This is a genomic window from Enterobacter genomosp. S, assembly GCF_001631805.1.
In the GTDB taxonomy this organism is placed as follows: Bacteria; Pseudomonadota; Gammaproteobacteria; order Enterobacterales; family Enterobacteriaceae; genus Enterobacter; species Enterobacter quasihormaechei.
In genome coordinates this window covers 142,776-161,657 of record NZ_LVVA01000019.1, presented here as the reverse complement: position 1 = coordinate 161,657, position 18,882 = coordinate 142,776, and the positions used below count along the sequence as shown (strand labels likewise).

Genomic DNA, 18,882 nt, shown 5'->3' with positions numbered 1-18,882 from the left:
AAGTTTATGATTACGACAAGAACAGCGAAACAGTGCGGACAAGCCGATTTCGGTTGGTTGCAGGCCCGCTACACCTTTTCCTTTGGACACTACTTTGACCCTAAACTCCTTGGTTACGCTTCACTGCGCGTATTGAATCAGGAGGTGCTCGCTCCGGGCGCGTCCTTCCAGCCGCGCGCGTATCCTAAAGTCGATATCCTGAACCTGATCCTGGAAGGCGAGGCAGAATACCGCGATAGCGAGGGCAATCATGTCCAGGCAAAAGCTGGCGAGGCGCTGTTAATTTCTACGCAGCCCGGTATTAGCTATAGCGAGCATAACCTCAGCAAAGACAAAACGCTGACCCGCATGCAGCTGTGGCTGGATGCCTGTCCGGAGCGGGAAAATCCGCTGGTGCAAAAGATCGACCTGAAGGGCGATAAACAGCAGCTGATTGCCTCGCCAGACGGCAGCAAAGGCAGCTTGCAGTTACGCCAGCAGGTATGGCTGCACCATATTGAACTGAAAAAAGGTGAACAGGTGAGCTTTCAGCTTCATGGCCCGCGCGCCTATTTACAGTCCATTCACGGTACGGTACATGCGGTAACGCATACGGAAGAGAAAGAAGCGCTCACCTGCGGTGACGGGGCGTTTATTCGTGATGAAGCGAATATCACCCTGGTGGCAGATACGCCGCTGCGCGCGCTGCTGATTGATTTGCCGGTTTAACCCCCCTCACCCTGGCCCTCTCCCCAAAGGGGAGAGGGGAAATTTTTACACCTTACTCGCCATAATCTCAATAATCTGCCGGTCCGTTGCCTGCATTGAGCGACACGCCAGCGCGCACAGGTTAGAGATAGACTGTTCCACATCGTGGGCCACAATCCCCTCATTACCCGTCACGGCTGTATCATCCAGCGCCATCATCACGGCTTTCCAGGCGCTGGTGACGCTGGTCGAGACTTTCATGGCACAGCTGTTAGACGCCCCGTCGCAGATCATCCCGCTGACGTCACCGATCATACTGCCGATGGCCATTGCAATCGTCTGATAGCTTCCGCCCATCAGCCACGCCATCCCTGCGGCGGCCCCCATACCGGCCGTCGTCGCCGCACACAGCGCGGACAAACGCGGAAGCTGGTAATGGATGTAGATAGCCGACAGATGCGAGAGCATCAGCGCCCGCGCCAGCCGTTCGTCATCGGCCTGAATATGTTCAGCGACCACGACAACCGGCATGGTGGCCGTAATCCCCTGATTACCGGAGCCCGAGTTGCTCATCGCCGGCAGCGTCGCGCCGCCCATACGGGCATCCGAGGCCGCACTGGTGCGGATAACGATGTCTGAACCCAGATCCTGCGCTATCCAGCCGCGTGCGCGCTGCTTACTGAGGGTGGCGCCAATGTGTAGCCCCCACTTCCCGCTAAGCCCTTCACGAGAGAGCGCGTCGTTCAGTTGCCCTGCTTCCAGGATAAAGCGGATCGCCTCGAACGGTACCTGTTCGACAAACTCCAGGATCTGCGAGAGCGTGGTGTTTGACAGTACCGCCAGCGGATCGTTACTTACCTCGGCCTGCCGCTCGTCAAGACTGAAGCGCGTTTCGCCCTGAAAGACCACCTCCACCACGCGGGTATGTCCGCCCGCAATGGTCACCATGGCCGAGGCCTCACCGGCGTAGACGCAGGCACGTGAAAAGAGGATCTCATCGCACGGCTCCTGCAATTTCACCTGCACCAGGCCCGCTTTGAGCATGGCTTTGGCGCGCGTTAGCGCCTCTACAGAAGCGTCTTTCAACACCTCCAGTCCGGCGTGGGCATTACCGCCCGTCGCCCCCAGCGCCGCCGCGATGGGTAAACCGACCATGCCGGTGCCGGGCACCGTTACGCCAAGCCCGTTTTTCATCAGGTTTGGCGATACCCACGCCTCAATACGCGTCACCTCACCGGAAAGCTCTCCGGCAGCCATCGCACAGGCCAGCGCCAGCGAGACGGGTTCGGTACACCCGAGCGCAGGCTTTACCTCCTCCTGCACGGCGCGAATAAAATGGTTCCATAAAGGATTGATTTGCTCAGACATCGTTACGACCTTATTTAACCTCATGAGAAGGCGAGGAAAGGAGAAACACAAAGCAGCAGCCCGGTAATCACAATAATCACCAGCGACACGCCTTTATATTTATGAAGAGCGGGCACTTTGTAGACCAGCCACGCCGGAATTAAGCAGCCCACCATCCCGAAAATAGGGCTACAGATGGAGGTGAAGCTCAGCACCGGCGCGTTTAACACAATTGCGCTCCAGGCCAGCAGGATAGCGAACAGCATGATCCCGCGCTGGACGGTGCTTTCATTAATACGTTCAGCCGGCATTTTGCGGCGCAGGATATTCATCACGATGCCCTGCGTCGCTTCACGAAAGCCGAGATAGACGCCGAAGAAGGCGGTCATAACGGCAAAGATATTCAGGATCACGCTGACGATTTTGACCCAGCCCGCGCCGTCGCCGCTGATAAACTGCGCCGCGATTGCCAGGGCGGAAATATTCTGCTCGTAGGCTTTTACCGCCTCGTCATGCCCCATCGCCAGGGTGAAAGAGACGGCGTAGAAGAAGACCGTGACAAACAGTATGCCAAAGGCGATATTCATCGCCCGCAGCGCCTTATGACGCGCCACCTCAACGGATTTTTCCCGCGAACGATAGGAAATCACCATCGGACTTAATGTCTGGATAAACAGAATGGAGGTTAAGGTGAAAGGCAGCGTAATAATGGCGTTTTTAATCAGCAGCCCCATCGGAGGCAGCATACCGACGTTGGCTAAATGCCAGAGGCCGATCATCGAAAGCCCCAGCGCCGCCACCACAAATAATTTGGTTAGCACCATCAGGCTGGAGACTTTAAACAGCAGCTTTTCACCGCGCGAAGAAATGGCGACCAGAATGCAGATCAGGAATAAGCCGTAGAAGGGATTTTCCGACAGCAACCCCTCGGTGACGCCGAAGGTGTGCAAATAGGATGCGCTGTCGTTGGTTATAGCCGTGGAATAAACAAACATCCAGATGACCAGCATGACGAAATAAAGTGCACCTAATAAAATGCCCCAGTTTTTACCTAAATAACCGCTAATCACGCTCGGGTAGTCTTTGCATTCCGGGGATTCCGCCAGCGTATTAATAAATAACCGCTGGAAGAGGTACATGGCCGGATAGCCAATAATCGAGGAGAGCAAAAAGACCCACAACCCCATTAATCCAACCTGCACAGGAAGAAAAACGATACCCGCGCCGATAGCCATCCCGATACTCATGATGACCCAGCCCGTATCGGTGCTGTCGAATTTAATCGCCTCTCGCCATTCGCTTTCGCTCATTCCCGCCCGCCTTGCCGCAGGGGAATCACTCACAATCACACTGCTGTTTGTTGCCATATTCATTGGGCACTCGCTTATTTTGTAGGGTAAGTAATTGTTTTTTAAGTGGTTCTGATCGCCAGCGATTGCGAGTCAGAGAGTGCAGGTGTGTGTTATTGGTATGGGAAGATCATATCCGTAGCGCGGGAGAAAAAAGTCACAACTTTAATGAGGGTTTTCTGTATTGCGAGGAAATTTTTCTGTTGAGAAATTCAACACGGAGGTATTTTTCTAAAAGTGACGGCGTTCACGAAATCAAAAGCCTCCCCAGATGAGGAGGCTTAACGGCAATCTATATCACATCGCCTGCGTAAACGTCCTCGAAATCACGTCCTGCTGCTGCTCGCGCGTCAGGGCGTTAAACCGCACCGCATACCCCGAAACGCGGATGGTCAGGTTCGGGTAGTTCTCCGGATGGGCAATGGCATCCAGCAGCATCTCCCGGTTCATGACGTTGACGTTCAGGTGCTGCCCGCCTTCGATAGCCGCTTCGTGATGGAAATACCCGTCCAGCAGTCCCACAAGGTTGGTTTTGCGCACCTGCTCATCTTTGCCCAGCGCCTGCGGCACGATGGAGAAGGTGTAGGAGATCCCGTCCTTCGCATAGGTGAACGGCAGCCTGGCAACCGAGGTTAACGACGCCACCGCCCCTTTCCTGTCGCGACCGTGCATCGGGTTGGCGCCAGGTGCAAACGGCGTACCGCCGCGTCGTCCGTCCGGCGTGTTACCCGTTTTCTGACCGTAGACCACGTTGGAGGTGATAGTCAGGATCGACTGAGTCGGCACCGCGTTGCGATACGTCGGCAGCACCTGGATTTTCTTCATAAAGCGCTCCACCAGGTCGCAGGCAATGCTGTCCACGCGATCGTCATTATTGCCGTACTGCGGATAGTCGCCTTCAATCACGAAATCGACTGCCAGGCCAGTATGGTCGCGCACCGGTTTCACCGTGGCGTATTTAATCGCCGACAGAGAATCCGCCGCCACCGACAGCCCGGCGATGCCGCAGGCCATGGTGCGGTAGACGTCCCGATCGTGGAGCGCCATCAGCGAGGCTTCGTAGCTGTATTTATCATGCATATAGTGAATGAGATTCAGCGCGCTGATGTACTGCACCGCCAGCCAGTCCATAAAGTGGTCGAGGCTCGCCATCACGGTGTCGTAATCCAGCACGTCGTCCAGCAGCGGCTCGGTTTTCGGGCCGACCTGGATCTTCAGCTTCTCGTCCACCCCGCCGTTGATCGCGTACAGCAGCGTTTTAGCAAGATTGGCACGTGCGCCAAAGAACTGCATCTGCTTGCCGATCACCATCGGACTGACGCAGCAGGCAATGGCGTAGTCGTCGCTGTTGAAGTCGACGCGCATCAGATCGTCGTTCTCATATTGCAGCGAGGAGGTGACGATCGACACCTGCGCGGCGTATTTCTTAAACGCGATCGGCAGCTGTTCAGACCAGAGGATCGTCAGGTTCGGCTCCGGCGCGGGCCCCATGGTGTGCAGGGTATGCAGGTAGCGGAAGCTGTTTTTTGTCACCAGCGTACGGCCATCCAGCCCCATGCCGCCGATCACTTCCGTCGCCCAGATCGGATCGCCGGAGAACAGCGTGTCGAACTCCGGCGTGCGCAGGAAGCGCACCATGCGGATCTTCATGATGAAGTGGTCGATCAGCTCCTGGGCCTGCACCTCGTTAAGCCTTCCTGCCTGCATGTCGCGCTCAATGTAGATATCAAGGAACGAGGCCGTGCGCCCCAGCGACATCGCCCCGCCGTTCTGGGATTTCACTGCGGCAAGGTAGGCAAAGTAGACCCACTGCACCGCTTCCTGCGCGTTCATCGCCGGACGTGAAATATCAAAGCCGTAGTTCGCCGCCATCTGCTGGATCTGGAGCAACGCACGCTTATGCTCCGCCAGCTCCTCGCGCAGGCGGATCGTTGCCTCCAGATCCTCTCCGCGCTCCAGTTTTCCCTGGAGATCGGCGAACTGGAGTTCACGCTCGCGCACCAGATAGCTGATGCCGTACAGCGCCACGCGGCGGTAGTCGCCGATGATGCGCCCGCGCCCGTAGCCATCCGGCAGACCGGTCAGCACGCCAGATTTACGGCAGCGCATCATCTCCGGGGAGTAAACGTCAAACACGCCCTGGTTGTGGGTTTTACGCAGGTCGGTAAACAGGTATTCGAACTGCGGATCCATTTCCCGCCCGTAGGCTTCGAACGAGCTGCGGATCATGTTGATCCCGCCGTACGGATGCAGGGCGCGCTTGAGCGGCTTGTCGGTTTGCAGGCCGACGATTGTCTCAAGATCCTGGTCGATGTAGCCCGGCCCGTGGGACGTAATGGTGGTGGCAATGTTGGTGTCGAAATCCACCGGGGCGTGGGTGGCATTCTCCTGGCGAATGCCGACCATCACCTTCTGCCACAGCGCCGTCGTTGCTGGCGTCGCCTGCGCGAGGAAAGCTTCATCGCCTTCATAAGGGGTGTAGTTATGCTGAATAAAATCGCGGACGTTAACGGCGTTTTTCCATTCTTCACCGCGAAACCCGGCCCATGCGTCGCTGTAAGGCGCGACGCCCGTATCGATTGTTACGTTCATGTTATTCTCGCTTTATCAGGCGTAAGCCGCAGCCGGGGTGACCTTCCCAAGACGGAGGGCGTCCAGCGCGATCATTTTTTCTTCATTGGTAGGGACAACCGCGCAGATCACGCGGGAGGTATCAGTGGAGATGACGCGCTCACCCGCGCTGCCCGGCAGAGCGTTTTTCGCCTCGTCGAGCGCGATGCCAAACACCTTCAGGTGTTCCGTAACAAGCGCGCGGATCAGCGTGGAGTTTTCACCGATGCCGCCAGTGAAGATCACGCCATCCAGACGGTGCAGGGACGCGGCGTGACCGGCGATATGCCGCGCTATGCGGTGGACAAAGGTTTTTATTGCCAGCTGCGCCCGCTCGTTGCCGTCATGCCAGGCTTTCTCCAGCGCGCGTAAATCGGAGGAGATGCCGGAGATACCCAGCAACCCGGACTCTTTGTTGACCACGCGCTCCAGATCCTCGAACGACTGACCGGTCTGCTGGGCAATCCACGCCATTGCGCCGAAGTCCACGTCGCCGCAGCGCGTGCCCATCACCAGCCCTTCCAGCGGCGTCATGCCCATGGACGTATCCACGCTCTCGCCGTTACGCACCGCGCAGATGGACGCCCCGTTGCCGAGGTGGGCAATCACCAGGCCGCTATCCTCGGGGGACAGCCCGAGGAGCGCGTGCGCCTGCCCGGACACGTAGCGGTGAGAGGTGCCGTGGAAACCGTAGCGGCGAACGCCCAGCTCTTCAAAATAGCGGTACGGCAGACCGTACAGATACGCCTGCGGCGCCATGGTCTGGTGGAAGCTGGTGTCAAATACCGCCACCTGCTGCACGCCGGGGAACAGGCGCTCTGCGGCTTCCACGCCGCTCAGGTTGGCGTAGTTATGCAGCGGCGCCAGCGGGGAAACCAGGCGGATCTGCTCAATGACCTCTTCCGTGATGAGGGTCGACTCGCTGAAGAGATCGCCACCGTGAGCGATGCGGTGGCCAATCAGGGCCACGCTGCTCATCAGGTCGCGTTTCTCCAGCTCGAGGGCAATGGCGGCCAGCGCCCCTTCGTAGTCCTGGTGAGCCAGTCTGACCGGCTCACCCCCGTTCACGGAAATAAAGGCTTTTTCAGTGTTGATGCCGTCCGCAATGCCCGTCAGCAGGGCCTCGCAGCCTGCTGCGTCCAGCACCGAAAACTTAACGGAGGACGATCCGCAGTTAATAACCAGTACTACCGGAAATTCAGTCATGTGTTACTCCGCTTTTCCTGAGCTTTGGCTTAAAACAGTTTGTAGACGATGTTCAGAATGGTCAGCAGGCCGACCACGGTCACGAAGATGTTCTCGGTCCGGCCTTTGTATTTCGCCAGCGCTGGCGCCTTGCGGATAGCGTACATCGGCAGCAGACACAGCAGAGAGGCGATAATTGGCGCACCCATGGCTTCAATAAGGTCGAGAATGTTCGGGTTGGCGTAGGCCACAATCCAGGTGGAGCCCATGATGAAAATCATGCTGATGGTGTTCAGTTTGCCGACGGAGACGCTCTTCTTATCGCCCTTGTAGCCGAACTTGAGGATCAGGCCATTCAGCCCCTCCAGCGTGCCCAGGTAGTGGCCGAAGAAGGATTTAAAGATAGCGACCAGCGCGATGATGGAGGCGCCGTATTCCAGCACCGTGGCGAACGTTGATTTACTGCCCGACATCGAGGCAAAGTGGTTCGCCAGGTAAGAGAGCACCGGAATGTTCTGCGCTTTGGCATCCGCCATGTTCTGCGGAGAGAGCGTAAACAGGCAGCTAAAGGCGAAGAACATCACCACCGCCACCATCAGCAGGCTGGCGCGACCGATGATTTTGGAACATTTCTGCTCGGTGAATGCTTTACCGAACTCCGGCTCGTACTCTTCGCGCTTGGAGACCACGAACGAGGAGACGATGGGCGAGAAGTTAAAGGAGAAAACCATGATGGAGATCCCCAGCCACACCGTGACCAGGATGCCGTCATGGCCGGTGAAGGCGATATCGCTCAGGTTGACCTGGTCGATCACCGCCGAGTTCCAGTACGGGATCAGCGAGAGAGAAATCAGAACCAGGCTGGCGATGAACGGGAACACCAGGTAGCTCATCACCTTCACCATCAGGTCTTTCCCGAACCAGATCACAAAGGCCATCAGCAGCAGCAGGAACAGCGCCACCACGCCGCGGTTCAGGGCTGGCAACTGGAGCTGGTTTTCCCAGAAAGTCATAAAGGTGTTGGTAATGGTTACACCGTAGATCCACAGCAGCGGGCAAATGGCGAAGAAGTAGAGGAAGGTGATCACCACCCCGCCGGTTTTGCCGAAATGCTCTTCCACCGTTTCGGTGATGTTGCCGGAGACGTTGCTACCGGACAAACAGAGGCGCGCCAGCGCGCGGTGGCAGTAGAATGCAATCGGGAAGGCGAGTACCAGCATCAGCAGGATAGGGATCAGGCCGCCAAACCCTGCGCGAATGGGGAAGAACAGCACGCCTGCACCAATGGCGGTACCGAACAGGCCCAGCGTCCAGGTGGTGTCCGATTTACGCCAGGAGGACGTTTTTGTCTGGCCAACGGTAATGCTTTCTGTGTTGCTCATAGGTCACCTTTATGCGTCAACGAAGCCGGTAATTTGGGATACACGGGAGAGATCGATATTGCCGCCGGAAATAATGCAGACGGTTTTGCGGCCCTGAATATAGTGGTCAAGCTTGCCGCTTAATAACGCCGCGCAGGCCAGCGCGCCCGCGCCTTCCGTCACCACTTTATTTCGCTGAATTAGGGCAATCATGCTGTTGCGAATATCGTCTTCGCTCACCAGCACAATGTCATCGACCAGTTCACGAACAATTTCGAAGGTTAAATTACCCGGACGAGACACGTCGCAACCGTCGGCTAATGTGCCGGTAACGCGATGGCTGGTTATTTCTCCGGCCTGCCAGGAAGCCGCCATGCCGTGAACGTTTTCAGACTGCACGCCGATAATATTGATTGTCGGGTTGATGGATTTAATTGCTGTCGCAATACCGGCAATTAAGCCGCCGCCGCCAATAGGGACAATCACATTATCCACGTCGTAAAGATCTTCAAGAATTTCGAGGCCGATGGTGCCCTGGCCGGCAATGACTTTCGCATCGTCATAAGGCGGAATAAAGATGCGCCCCTCCATCTCGACGATTTCGCTCACCTTAGCAATGGTGTCGTTAAAGTTCTCGCCGTGCAGCACCACTTCGGCGGAGTAGTCGCGAGTAGCGGCGACCTTGGATTTTGGCGCGCCCATCGGCATCACCACTTTGCCGTCGATACCGAGCATGGCGCAGGAGAGCGACACACCCTGAGCGTGGTTTCCTGCGGAGCAGGCCACCACCCCTTTGCGTTTTTCGGCATCCGTCAGCGAACTTAACTTATTAAACGCCCCGCGTATTTTAAACGAACCGGTACGCTGCATATTTTCAAACTTAAGAAATATCTCGCCTTTACAGCGTTCGCTGAGATAATTTGAGCGCGGCATACCGGTTTTATAAATTTTTCCCGCCAGGCGCTTTCTGGCGTCCTGAATATCTTCAATGGTCACCGGGAGATCGTAAGTAATGTGCATAATATCCTCGTTATAATAATTCATTGTTTTCAGGCAAAGTCAGGGTATCAGAGCGTTAAAAAACGTCGCTCCGGGTGTTTTAAAGCGTGATGATTTTTATCGTCGTTTATCGATATTCATCGACGAATATTGTTTTGCCAGTTCAACTAATACTGACGCCGATTTTTTAATACTGTAATTTTTCGACCACACGGCGGCATAACGCGCCACGGGTAATTCATCCTCCACCGGCAGGACGATAAACTGTTCCGAGCCGAACGGCGCAATCATGTCACGGGGGATCACCGTCAGGTAATCGGCATTAAGGACAAGGTTATAGATAGTGACGACGGAATCGGTCTGGACGATGTTTTCAATGCTGATGTGGTTGTCTTGCAGGGTGGTCAGGAGTTCGTTGTAGTAGCCCATATCGGTTTGCGGCATCACCCACTGCTCATGCGTAAGTGATGCCAGTCTGGTCGGGCCGGTGCACGTTCGTGATTTACTCGCCACCAGCACAAACTCGGATTCAAACAGCGGCTCAACGTGAAGATCCTGAAGCAACATTCCGTCGCTCAGCGTGCCGATGGCGAAATCCAGCCGTCCATCGCGAATGGCGGGCAGGAATGAAGAGAGCTGCGCTTCATACATGGAGACGCGCGCTTTCGTGAACACTTCCCTGAATTTTTTGATCATCTCAGACAGGAAGGTGAAGCCAATCAGCGACGGATAGCCAAAGGAGACGTCCATGACGGTACTAAAACTGAGGCTGTTGATTTCGCTCACCATGTTTTTCATTTCGCGGGTGATCGACTCTGAGTAAGAGAGCAGAACCTGCCCCGCCGCAGTCAGTTTTACGCCGGTGTTTTTACGCACCATCACTTCCACCCCGAAGTAGGATTCGATGTCGCTGATGATTTTGCTGACGGCGGGTTGCGTCAGGCCCAGTTGTCTTGCAGCAGAACCTATGGAGCCACTTTTAATGACTTCCTGAAATACCACGAGGTGCTGAGTTTTCGGTAAAATAATAGTATTCATCATATTCTGCGCTTATTTCCCTATGACGCAGCGGATTCTACCTAATAATGTTTCAGGGGGTATGTGCTGTTACTCACAATTCGCCGGAACGCCCAATTCATACCCGCCTAAAAAACCATTTAAATCCTTTTTTATCAATAACATAATCAAATTAAAATACGCAATTACGCTGATATTGATCAACAAATTATGAGGTAATAAATTTATTTTATGGCAATAACCCGCGTGAATTTTTGAGCCTTAGAAAATATTAATAAAGGCTATCTTTCAGGCAATTAAAGGTTAATAATTCAACACTATCAATTTAAAACATTTTTGTGGTTTATCAACTTTACCAGGAATATTAATGCTATTTCAGAATAAAGAGTGGGATATATCACACATTCACCAGAAGAATGTTTTTAGATTCAATATTTGATTATCAATTAGAAAAACATTTGTTTTCAACAAACCAACAAATACAACATTTAATAAACACTAAAATTTTCTTATTTTATAGCGTTAAATTTCGTGATTGCGATCGTCCACGGAGGATGAGAGGAGCGCGTGGCGGATTAAACAGTGAAATGTGCTTAGCGTCGCAAAATTGAGAATTGATGTCGTCTGGCGCAGCGCCTACCCGGCCTGACCCCTTCAGAAAGCAAAAACCCCGCCGAAGCGGGGTTTCGTAAGAAGTTGAAGCTGACCGATAAGCCGGGTTCTGTCGTGGACAGTCATTCATCTAGGCCAGCAATCGCTCACTGGCTCAAGCAGCCTACCCGGGTTCAGTACGGGCCGTACCATGTGAACCCCTATTTGGCCTTGCTCCGGGTGGAGTTTACCGTGCCACGGACTGTTACCAGCCGCGCGGTGCGCTCTTACCGCACCCTTTCACCCTTACCTGATCCCGCTTGCGCGGGCCATCGGCGGTTTGCTCTCTGTTGCACTGGTCGTGGGTTTCCCCCCCAGGCGTTACCTGGCACCCTGCCCTGTGGAGCCCGGACTTTCCTCCCCTCCGCCCGTCTCCCCCGAAAGGGACGACGACGAAGCGGCGACTGTCTGGTCAGCTTCGGCGCGCAGTATAGAGGGTTTGCGCGCCGCTGTCACCCCTGGCTACGCATGCCTACCTGCAATGTGGCCGCGATATTGCGCGAGGCGCGGTAAATGTTGTCATACGCGCCCCGGAACGCCTCTTCCAGTGAGCCGATGCTGGTCAGTACGCTGAACACCGCGTCGATGCCGTACTGGTGTACCACGCCCACGTCCTGCGTCAGACTTCCGGCAATCCCTATCACCGGCTTATGGTATTTTTTGGCGACGCTCGCCACGCCGACGGGCACTTTACCGTTAATGCTCTGGCTGTCGATGCGCCCTTCGCCCGTCAGTACCCAGGTGCAGTCGTGAATATGTTCTTCAAGATTGAGCGCCTGAGTGACAATCTCAATGCCGCTTTTCAGCTCAGCCCCCAGAAAGGCCATCAGCGCCGCGCCCATGCCGCCCGCCGCTCCTGCCCCCGGAACCAGGTTCACGTCGATGCGCAAAGATTTTTTGATCACCTCGGCATAGTGGCTAAGATTGGCGTCGAGTTCGAGGATCATCTCCTCGGTGGCGCCTTTTTGCGGGCCAAAAATACGCGACGCGCCGCTTTCACCGACCAGCGGATTCGTCACGTCACAGGCGACGCGGATTGCGCATCCCTGAAGACGCGGATCGAGCGCCGAAATATCAATACGGTTAAGCGCCATCAGGCTACCGCCGCCGTAGCCGATCTCCGTCCCGTTGGCATCCGTAAACCTCGCGCCCAGCGCCTGCATCATGCCGGCGCCCCCGTCGTTGGTTGCGCTCCCGCCGATACCGATAATGATATTGCGCGCGCCTTTATCCAGCGCGCTAAGGATCAGCTCCCCCGTCCCGCGAGACGTTGTGACCAGCGGGTTACGCAGCGCGGGAGGAACCAGCACCAGGCCGCTGGCGGCGGCCATCTCGATAAACGCGGTCGTCCCGTCCCCAGAGATCCCCCAGCGGGCATTCACCTTTTCCCCTAACGGACCGGTGACGACAGCCTGCTGCCAGGTGCCCTGAGTCGCGGCGATCATCGCTTCAACCGTACCTTCCCCACCGTCAGCAACGGGAACCGACACGTAATGAGCGTCGGGGAAAATCTCCCGAAATCCTTTTTCTATCGCCTGCGCCACCTCGGTGGCAGACAGGCTTTCTTTATAAGAGTCTGGCGCGATTACGATTTTCATAGTTGTAAGCCTGGACCGTAGGCCCGGTATGCGTTGTGCCCCGGGCAGGACGTCATTAGCGAGTAATTTCGACCTTCGCCAGTTTTTCGTAGTAGCACGCGAGCGCGCTGTGATCGGCAGTGCCAAGACCGTCCGCACGCAGCGCCTGCATCATCTCCATGACGGCGGCAGTCAGCGGCAGCTGCGCCCCTACGCCGTGTGACGTATCCAGCGCATTCGCCAGATCTTTAATGTGCAGGTCAATACGAAAACCCGGCTTAAAGTTACGATCCATCACCATCGGTGCCTTGGCATCCAGCACGGTGCTGCCCGCCAGCCCACCGCGAATGGCCTGATAGACCAGATCCGGATTCACCCCCGCTTTGGTGGCCAGCGTCAGCGCCTCCGACATGGCCGCAATGTTCAGCGCCACAATCACCTGGTTTGCCAGCTTGGTGACGTTACCCGCGCCGATGTCCCCGGTGTGCACCACGGAGCCAGCCATCGCTTTCATCAGGTCGTAGTATTTGTCGAAGACGGCTTTATCGCCGCCCACCATCACCGACAGGGTGCCGTCGATGGCTTTGGGCTCGCCGCCGCTGACCGGTGCGTCCAGCATATCCACGCCTTTCGCCTTCAGCGCCTCGCTGATTTCGCGGCTCGCCAGCGGTGCGATAGAACTCATGTCGATCACCACCAGACCCGGCTTCGCGCCGTCGATAATGCCGTTCTCACCCAGCGCTACCTCTTTCACGTGCGGAGAGTTTGGCAGCATGGTGATGATGACATCGCACTGCTCGGCGATCGCTTTTGCGGTTGTCGCCGTTTCCGCGCCGGCCGCAATCACCTCTGCCACCGCGTCTGAATTACGGTCGAGAACCACCAGCGAGTAACCTGCTTTGATGAGGTTTTTGCTCATTGGTTTGCCCATGATACCCAGGCCAATAAAACCCACTTTCAGCGTCATAATCTGTTTCCTCAATGATGGTTATTTTTTAAAAGCGTCCGCTAATCTCTGCGTGGCCGCGCGGAATACACCGAGGTCGCTGCCGACGGCAACAAACGTTGCGCCCCACTCCAGGTAGCGGCGGGCGTCAGCTTCCACCGGCGCCAGAATGCCGCACGGCTTACCGTGGGCTTTGGCACGGGCAAAAATGTGTTGGATCGCACGCTGTACGTCCGGGTGGCTGGCATTGCCCAGATGACCAAAGGCGGCAGCCAGATCGCTCGGGCCAACGAAAATACCGTCTACACCTTCGGTCGCGGCAATGGCGTCGACGTTATCGACCCCCTGCTGGCTCTCGATCTGAACCAGAATGGTGATGTTCCTGTTGGACTGGGCTAAATAGTCCGGCACGGTGCCAAACATGTTGGCGCGGTGCGAAACGGACACGCCGCGGATCCCTTCCGGCGGATAGCGGGTCGCCGCCACGGCCAGCACCGCTTCTTCTTCGGTTTCAACAAACGGGATCAGGAAGTTGTAAAAGCCGATATCCAGTAAACGCTTGATGATAACCGGCTCGTTGGTGGGCACACGCACCACCGGCGCACTGTGGCTGCCTTTCAGCGCCATCAGTTGCGGAATAAACGTGCTGATATCGTTTGGCGCATGTTCGCCGTCCAGCACCAGCCAGTCGAATCCGGCCAGGCCCAGCACTTCCGTGCTGATGGGGTTTGCCAGCGCAGACCAGCAGCCAATCTGGATCTGGTGCGCCGCGAGGGCTGCTTTAAACTTATTCGGGAAGATATCGTTACTCATCGCTTATACCTTTTTTAATTCCGCAGTTTTAGCCAGCATCATTTTTATTTATTCCGATCCAGCGTCAGGGTTATATTTATTTTCTGACTGAATTTTGGCGTTATAAAATCGTCATTCAGTATAATCGCCGCCCGACGGCAGTACATTGTTTCAATGCTCAGTTATCGAGTGGAATTTGAACGCTATCTTGAGCATATGCACAAAGCAGTGGGCGCTGATGCACAGAATCAACGATTAGTGTTTCGGGAGCGATCGCGATCACATTCTCACCTTTCCTCTCCTGACATTCTTTATTTCTTCAATAAGAAACAATTAACCATCTGGCTATATTTAGTATCAGATATTTTGCTGGAGAAGCGTAAACAATGGCCGATATTCAAATTCGACAGGCGTCGCCGACGGCGTTCTATATAAAAGTGCACGATACCGACAACGTGGCGATTATTGTCAACGACAATGGCTTAAAAGCGGGTACCCGATTCCCGGACGGGCTGGAGCTGATTGAGCACGTTCCGCAGGGGCACAAGGTCGCGCTGGTCGATATCCCCACGCACGGCGAAATCGTGCGTTACGGCGAAGTCATCGGCTATGCGGTACGCCCTATCCCGCAGGGCAGCTGGGTAGAAGAGTCGCTGGTTGAGCTGCCAGCGGCCCCGCCGCTGGAGACGTTGCCGCTGGCGACCCGCGTTCCTGAGCCGCTGCCGCCGCTGGAGGGCTATACCTTTGAAGGTTACCGCAACGCAGACGGCAGCGTGGGAACCAAAAATCTGCTCGGCATCACCACCAGCGTGCATTGCGTGGCGGGCGTCGTGGATTACGTGGTGAAAATTATTGAGCGCGATCTGCTGCCGAAATACCCCAACGTTGACGGCGTGGTGGGGCTTAACCACCTGTACGGCTGCGGTGTGGCGATCAACGCGCCCGCGGCGGTCGTGCCAATCCGCACAATCCACAATATCGCCCTCAACCCAAACTTTGGCGGCGAGGTGATGGTGATTGGCCTCGGCTGTGAGAAATTGCAGCCTGAACGCCTGTTGCAGGGTACTGAGGATGTGAAAGCCATTCCGGTAGACGATGCCAGCATTGTTCGTCTCCAGGACGAGCGTCACGTTGGATTCCGTTCCATGGTCGACGATATTCTTCAGGTGGCGGAGCGCCATCTGGACACGCTGAACAAACGCCAGCGCGAAACCTGCCCGGCCTCTGAGCTGGTAGTGGGGACACAGTGCGGTGGCAGCGATGCGTTTTCCGGCGTCACCGCCAACCCGGCGGTGGGTTACGCGTCGGATTTGTTCGTGCGCTGCGGCGCCACGGTGATGTTCTCCGAGGTCACCGAAGTGCGTGACGCCATCCACCTGCTTACGCCGCGCGCCGTCAACGAGGAGGTGGGCAAACGCCTGCTGGAGGAGATGGCCTGGTACGATAACTATCTTGATATGGGCAAAACCGACCGCAGCGCCAACCCGTCCCCGGGTAACAAGAAAGGCGGCCTGGCGAACGTGGTGGAAAAAGCCCTCGGGTCAATTGCCAAATCCGGCCAGAGTGCGATTGTGGAAGTGCTCTCCCCGGGCCAGCGACCAACCAAACGCGGCCTTATTTACGCGGCTACGCCTGCCAGTGATTTCGTTTGCGGCACCCAGCAGGTAGCGTCCGGCATTACGGTACAGGTCTTTACCACCGGGCGCGGCACGCCGTACGGCCTGATGGCGGTACCGGTGATCAAAATGGCGACCCGCACCGAGCTGGCAAACCGCTGGTATGACTTAATGGATATCAACGCGGGCACCATCGCCACCGGGGAAGAGAGTATTGAGGATGTGGGCTGGAAGCTGTTCCACTTCATTCTGGATGTGGCGAGCGGGCGGAAGAAAACCTTCTCTGATCAATGGGGATTGCATAACCAGCTGGCGGTGTTTAACCCGGCACCGGTGACGTGATGGCCCCTCAGCCTTCCCTCTCCCCATAGGGGAGAGGGTAAAAAATCTTAAACCAACACCACCTCAATCCCGCTTTTCCGTAATCCTTCCAGACTCTCCGCCGGAATACCTTCATCAACGATAATCATATCGATCCGCTGGGTATCAATGATTTTATGCAGGCTTGAACGGTTAAACTTGCTGGAGTCGGTCACAACGATAATGCGCTCTGCCACCTCGCACATTTTTCGATTCAGGCGGGCTTCATCCTCGTTGTGCGTACTCACCCCCCGATCGAGATCGATGGCGTCGACGCCCAGGAACAGCAGGTCAAAATGGTAATTCTGTAATGACTGCTCCGCCTGGTCGCCGTAGAAAGACTGCGACTGACGGCGCAAGTGTCCACCGGTCATCAGCAGCTCCACCCCCTCCGCTTCCAGCAGCGCGTTCGCCACGTTCATCCCGTTGGTCATGGCAATAACGTCGGTGTGCTGGCGCAGCATACGGGCGATTTCACAGGTCGTGGTACCCGAGTCCAGAATAATGCGGTGGCCCGGCTTAACCAGCTCAGCCGCCGCCTGCGCGATGCTGCGCTTCACTGCCGTATTAAGGGAACTTTTGTCCTCAACGGACGGCTCCACGCCGGACATATTGCCTTCGCAAATCAGCGCGCCGCCGTAAGCGCGAACGGCAATCCCCTGCTTTTCCAGAAAGGCCAGATCGTTACGGATCGTCACCGTCGATACGCCGTATAAAAGAGAAAGATCGTTAACCTGCACGCTTCCCTGCGCCCGCAACCGCTGAATGATCTGCTCTCGCCTTTCGCTGGTGCCGGTGATGCGCTTCTCTGCGGATGGTGCGGTGCTGCTCATACGAGCTCCTTAGTAAATAAACTTTCGTTTCATTTCGTTTTGCTTATTAACGCCTTTCTTTTAAGGGAATGCAAGCCCTGTAAGGCGCGCTGACGCACGCTTACCCGCCGCTGAAACCTTTCATTATGTTTCTTTTGTGAAACAGATCGGAAAACCATTATCTTTCGTTTTATTTTTACCGCACCATAATGCAGTATCAAATGAAACAAAACGAAAGATGAATGCCAACGCCATCCGAAATGGAGAGGAAAGTGAAACATCTGACAGAAATGGTGGAACAACATAAACGGGGGGAATACGAACGGGATTTATGCCGTCTGTTCCGCACATCCACTGGTACTTGAAGCGGCAATTCGTTACGCCCATTCTCAACAGACGCCTCTGCTGATTGAAGCTACCTCAAACCAGGTGGATCAGTTTGGCGGCTATACCGGTATGACGCCCGCCGACTTTCATGGGTTTGTCTGCACGCTGGCGGAATCTCTTGATTTCCCCACCTCGCAGCTGATCCTTGGCGGCGATCATTTAGGGCCCAACCGCTGGCAAAACCTACCAGCTTTGCAGGCGATGGCGAACGCCGACGATCTTATCAGGCACTACGTGGCGGCCGGATTTAAAAAAATTCACCTCGATTGCAGCATGTCCTGCGAAGACGATCCGGTTCCTTTAACCGATGCGATCGTTGCCGGGCGCGCCGCGCGTCTGGCAAAAATTGCCGAAACAACCTGTCTTGAGCAATTTGGTGTAGCCGATCTGGTCTACGTTATCGGCACGGAAGTTCCGGTTCCCGGCGGCGCGCACGACACGCTGACCGAGCTTGAGGTCACCACGCCAGATGCGGCGCGCGCCACGCTTGAGGCACACCGCCACGCATTCGAGAAGGAAGGGTTAAGCGACATCTGGCCGCGCATTATTGGCCTGGTGGTTCAGCCTGGCGTTGAATTCGATCATGCGCACGTTTGTGATTATCAGCCGCATAAAGCCGTCGCGCTGAGCAAAATGGTTGAAGCCTATGACACGCTGGTATTTGAAGCACATTCTACCGATTACCAGACGCCGCAGGCGCTGCGCCAGCTGGTGAACGATCACTTCGCCATTCTTAAAGTCGGCCCTGCCCTGACCTTTGCCCTGCGCGAAGCGCTGTTCTCGCTGGCGGCCATTGAAGAAGAGCTGCTGCCGGCAAAAGCCTGCTCCGGGCTGCGTCACGTCCTGGAAAACGTGATGCTCGATCGCCCGGAATACTGGCAAAGCCACTATCACGGTGACGGCAACGCCCGACGCCTGGCCCGCGGCTACAGCTACTCCGACCGCGTGCGTTATTACTGGCCAGACAGCCAGATTGACGACGCCTTTGAGCGACTGGTACGCAACCTTGCGGATGAACCGATCCCGCTGCCGTTGATCAGCCAGTATCTGCCTTTGCAGTACAGCAAAGTTCGCGAGGGCGCTCTCACGTCAACGCCACGGGAACTCATCATCGACCACATTCAGGACATACTCCAGCAGTACCATGCCGCCTGCGAAGGCGTAACGACTCAACACGCATAATTAA

The 18,882-nt window shown here is 55.9% G+C and carries 13 protein-coding genes, 1 other RNA gene and 1 pseudogene; 3 read left to right on the top strand and 12 right to left on the bottom strand.

Going from position 1 to position 18,882, the window contains the following annotated elements; translation table 11 throughout:
* Window positions 1-6: 6 nt before the first annotated feature.
* Complete coding sequence (locus tag A3466_RS14265) at window positions 7-708, top strand: pirin family protein (RefSeq protein WP_063451087.1); 702 nt, start codon at window positions 7-9, stop codon at window positions 706-708.
* Window positions 709-753: 45 nt separating this feature from the next.
* Here the strand turns inward: A3466_RS14265 and A3466_RS14260 are convergent, their stop codons facing one another.
* The 11 genes from A3466_RS14260 to garL form a co-directional block, all read right to left on the bottom strand.
* Window positions 754-2,055, bottom strand: coding sequence for a serine dehydratase subunit alpha family protein (locus A3466_RS14260; protein ID WP_063451086.1), 1,302 nt, complete (start codon window positions 2,053-2,055; stop codon window positions 754-756).
* A gap of 20 nt (window positions 2,056-2,075) precedes the next feature.
* Complete coding sequence (locus A3466_RS14255) at window positions 2,076-3,407, bottom strand: amino acid permease (protein ID WP_063451085.1); 1,332 nt, start codon at window positions 3,405-3,407, stop codon at window positions 2,076-2,078.
* 273 nt (window positions 3,408-3,680) lie between these two features.
* Window positions 3,681-5,975 carry a formate C-acetyltransferase gene (gene pflB / locus A3466_RS14250; protein ID WP_063451084.1) on the bottom strand — a complete coding sequence of 765 codons (2,295 nt, stop codon included), beginning with the start codon at window positions 5,973-5,975 and terminating at the stop codon, window positions 3,681-3,683.
* A gap of 15 nt (window positions 5,976-5,990) precedes the next feature.
* Window positions 5,991-7,199, bottom strand: coding sequence for a propionate kinase (tdcD, locus tag A3466_RS14245; RefSeq protein ID WP_063451083.1), 1,209 nt, complete (start codon window positions 7,197-7,199; stop codon window positions 5,991-5,993).
* Between the two features lie 29 nt (window positions 7,200-7,228).
* Complete coding sequence (gene tdcC, locus A3466_RS14240; protein WP_063451082.1) at window positions 7,229-8,560, bottom strand: threonine/serine transporter TdcC; 1,332 nt, start codon at window positions 8,558-8,560, stop codon at window positions 7,229-7,231.
* Window positions 8,561-8,569: 9 nt separating this feature from the next.
* Window positions 8,570-9,559: a bifunctional threonine ammonia-lyase/L-serine ammonia-lyase TdcB gene (gene tdcB, locus A3466_RS14235; protein ID WP_063451242.1), complete on the bottom strand. Its 990-nt coding sequence runs from the start codon at window positions 9,557-9,559 to the stop codon at window positions 8,570-8,572.
* Window positions 9,560-9,655: 96 nt separating this feature from the next.
* Window positions 9,656-10,576, bottom strand: coding sequence for a transcriptional regulator TdcA (gene tdcA / locus A3466_RS14230; RefSeq protein ID WP_063451241.1), 921 nt, complete (start codon window positions 10,574-10,576; stop codon window positions 9,656-9,658).
* 673 nt (window positions 10,577-11,249) lie between these two features.
* An RNA gene (rnpB, locus tag A3466_RS14225) (RNase P RNA component class A) lies at window positions 11,250-11,626 on the bottom strand.
* 32 nt (window positions 11,627-11,658) lie between these two features.
* Window positions 11,659-12,804, bottom strand: a complete 1,146-nt coding sequence (gene garK, locus A3466_RS14220) for a glycerate 2-kinase (RefSeq protein ID WP_063451081.1) — start codon at window positions 12,802-12,804, stop codon at window positions 11,659-11,661.
* 55 nt (window positions 12,805-12,859) lie between these two features.
* On the bottom strand, window positions 12,860-13,750 hold the full coding sequence (gene garR / locus A3466_RS14215) for a 2-hydroxy-3-oxopropionate reductase (RefSeq protein WP_063451080.1): 891 nt from the start codon (window positions 13,748-13,750) through the stop codon (window positions 12,860-12,862).
* 21 nt (window positions 13,751-13,771) lie between these two features.
* Window positions 13,772-14,542, bottom strand: coding sequence for a 2-dehydro-3-deoxyglucarate aldolase (gene garL, locus A3466_RS14210; protein ID WP_063451079.1), 771 nt, complete (start codon window positions 14,540-14,542; stop codon window positions 13,772-13,774).
* 365 nt (window positions 14,543-14,907) lie between these two features.
* Between garL and garD the strand changes: the two genes are divergently transcribed.
* Window positions 14,908-16,479 (top strand): galactarate dehydratase, encoded by a 1,572-nt coding sequence (garD, locus tag A3466_RS14205; RefSeq protein ID WP_063451078.1) that lies wholly within the window; start codon window positions 14,908-14,910, stop codon window positions 16,477-16,479.
* 47 nt (window positions 16,480-16,526) lie between these two features.
* Here the strand turns inward: garD and A3466_RS14200 are convergent, their stop codons facing one another.
* A complete protein-coding gene (locus A3466_RS14200) occupies window positions 16,527-17,330 on the bottom strand; it encodes a DeoR family transcriptional regulator (RefSeq protein ID WP_063451077.1) in 804 nt (267 codons plus the stop codon).
* 239 nt (window positions 17,331-17,569) lie between these two features.
* Here A3466_RS14200 and kbaZ point away from each other — a divergent pair.
* Window positions 17,570-18,878, top strand: a pseudogene (gene kbaZ, locus A3466_RS14195) (tagatose-bisphosphate aldolase subunit KbaZ).
* Window positions 18,879-18,882 lie beyond the last annotated feature (4 nt).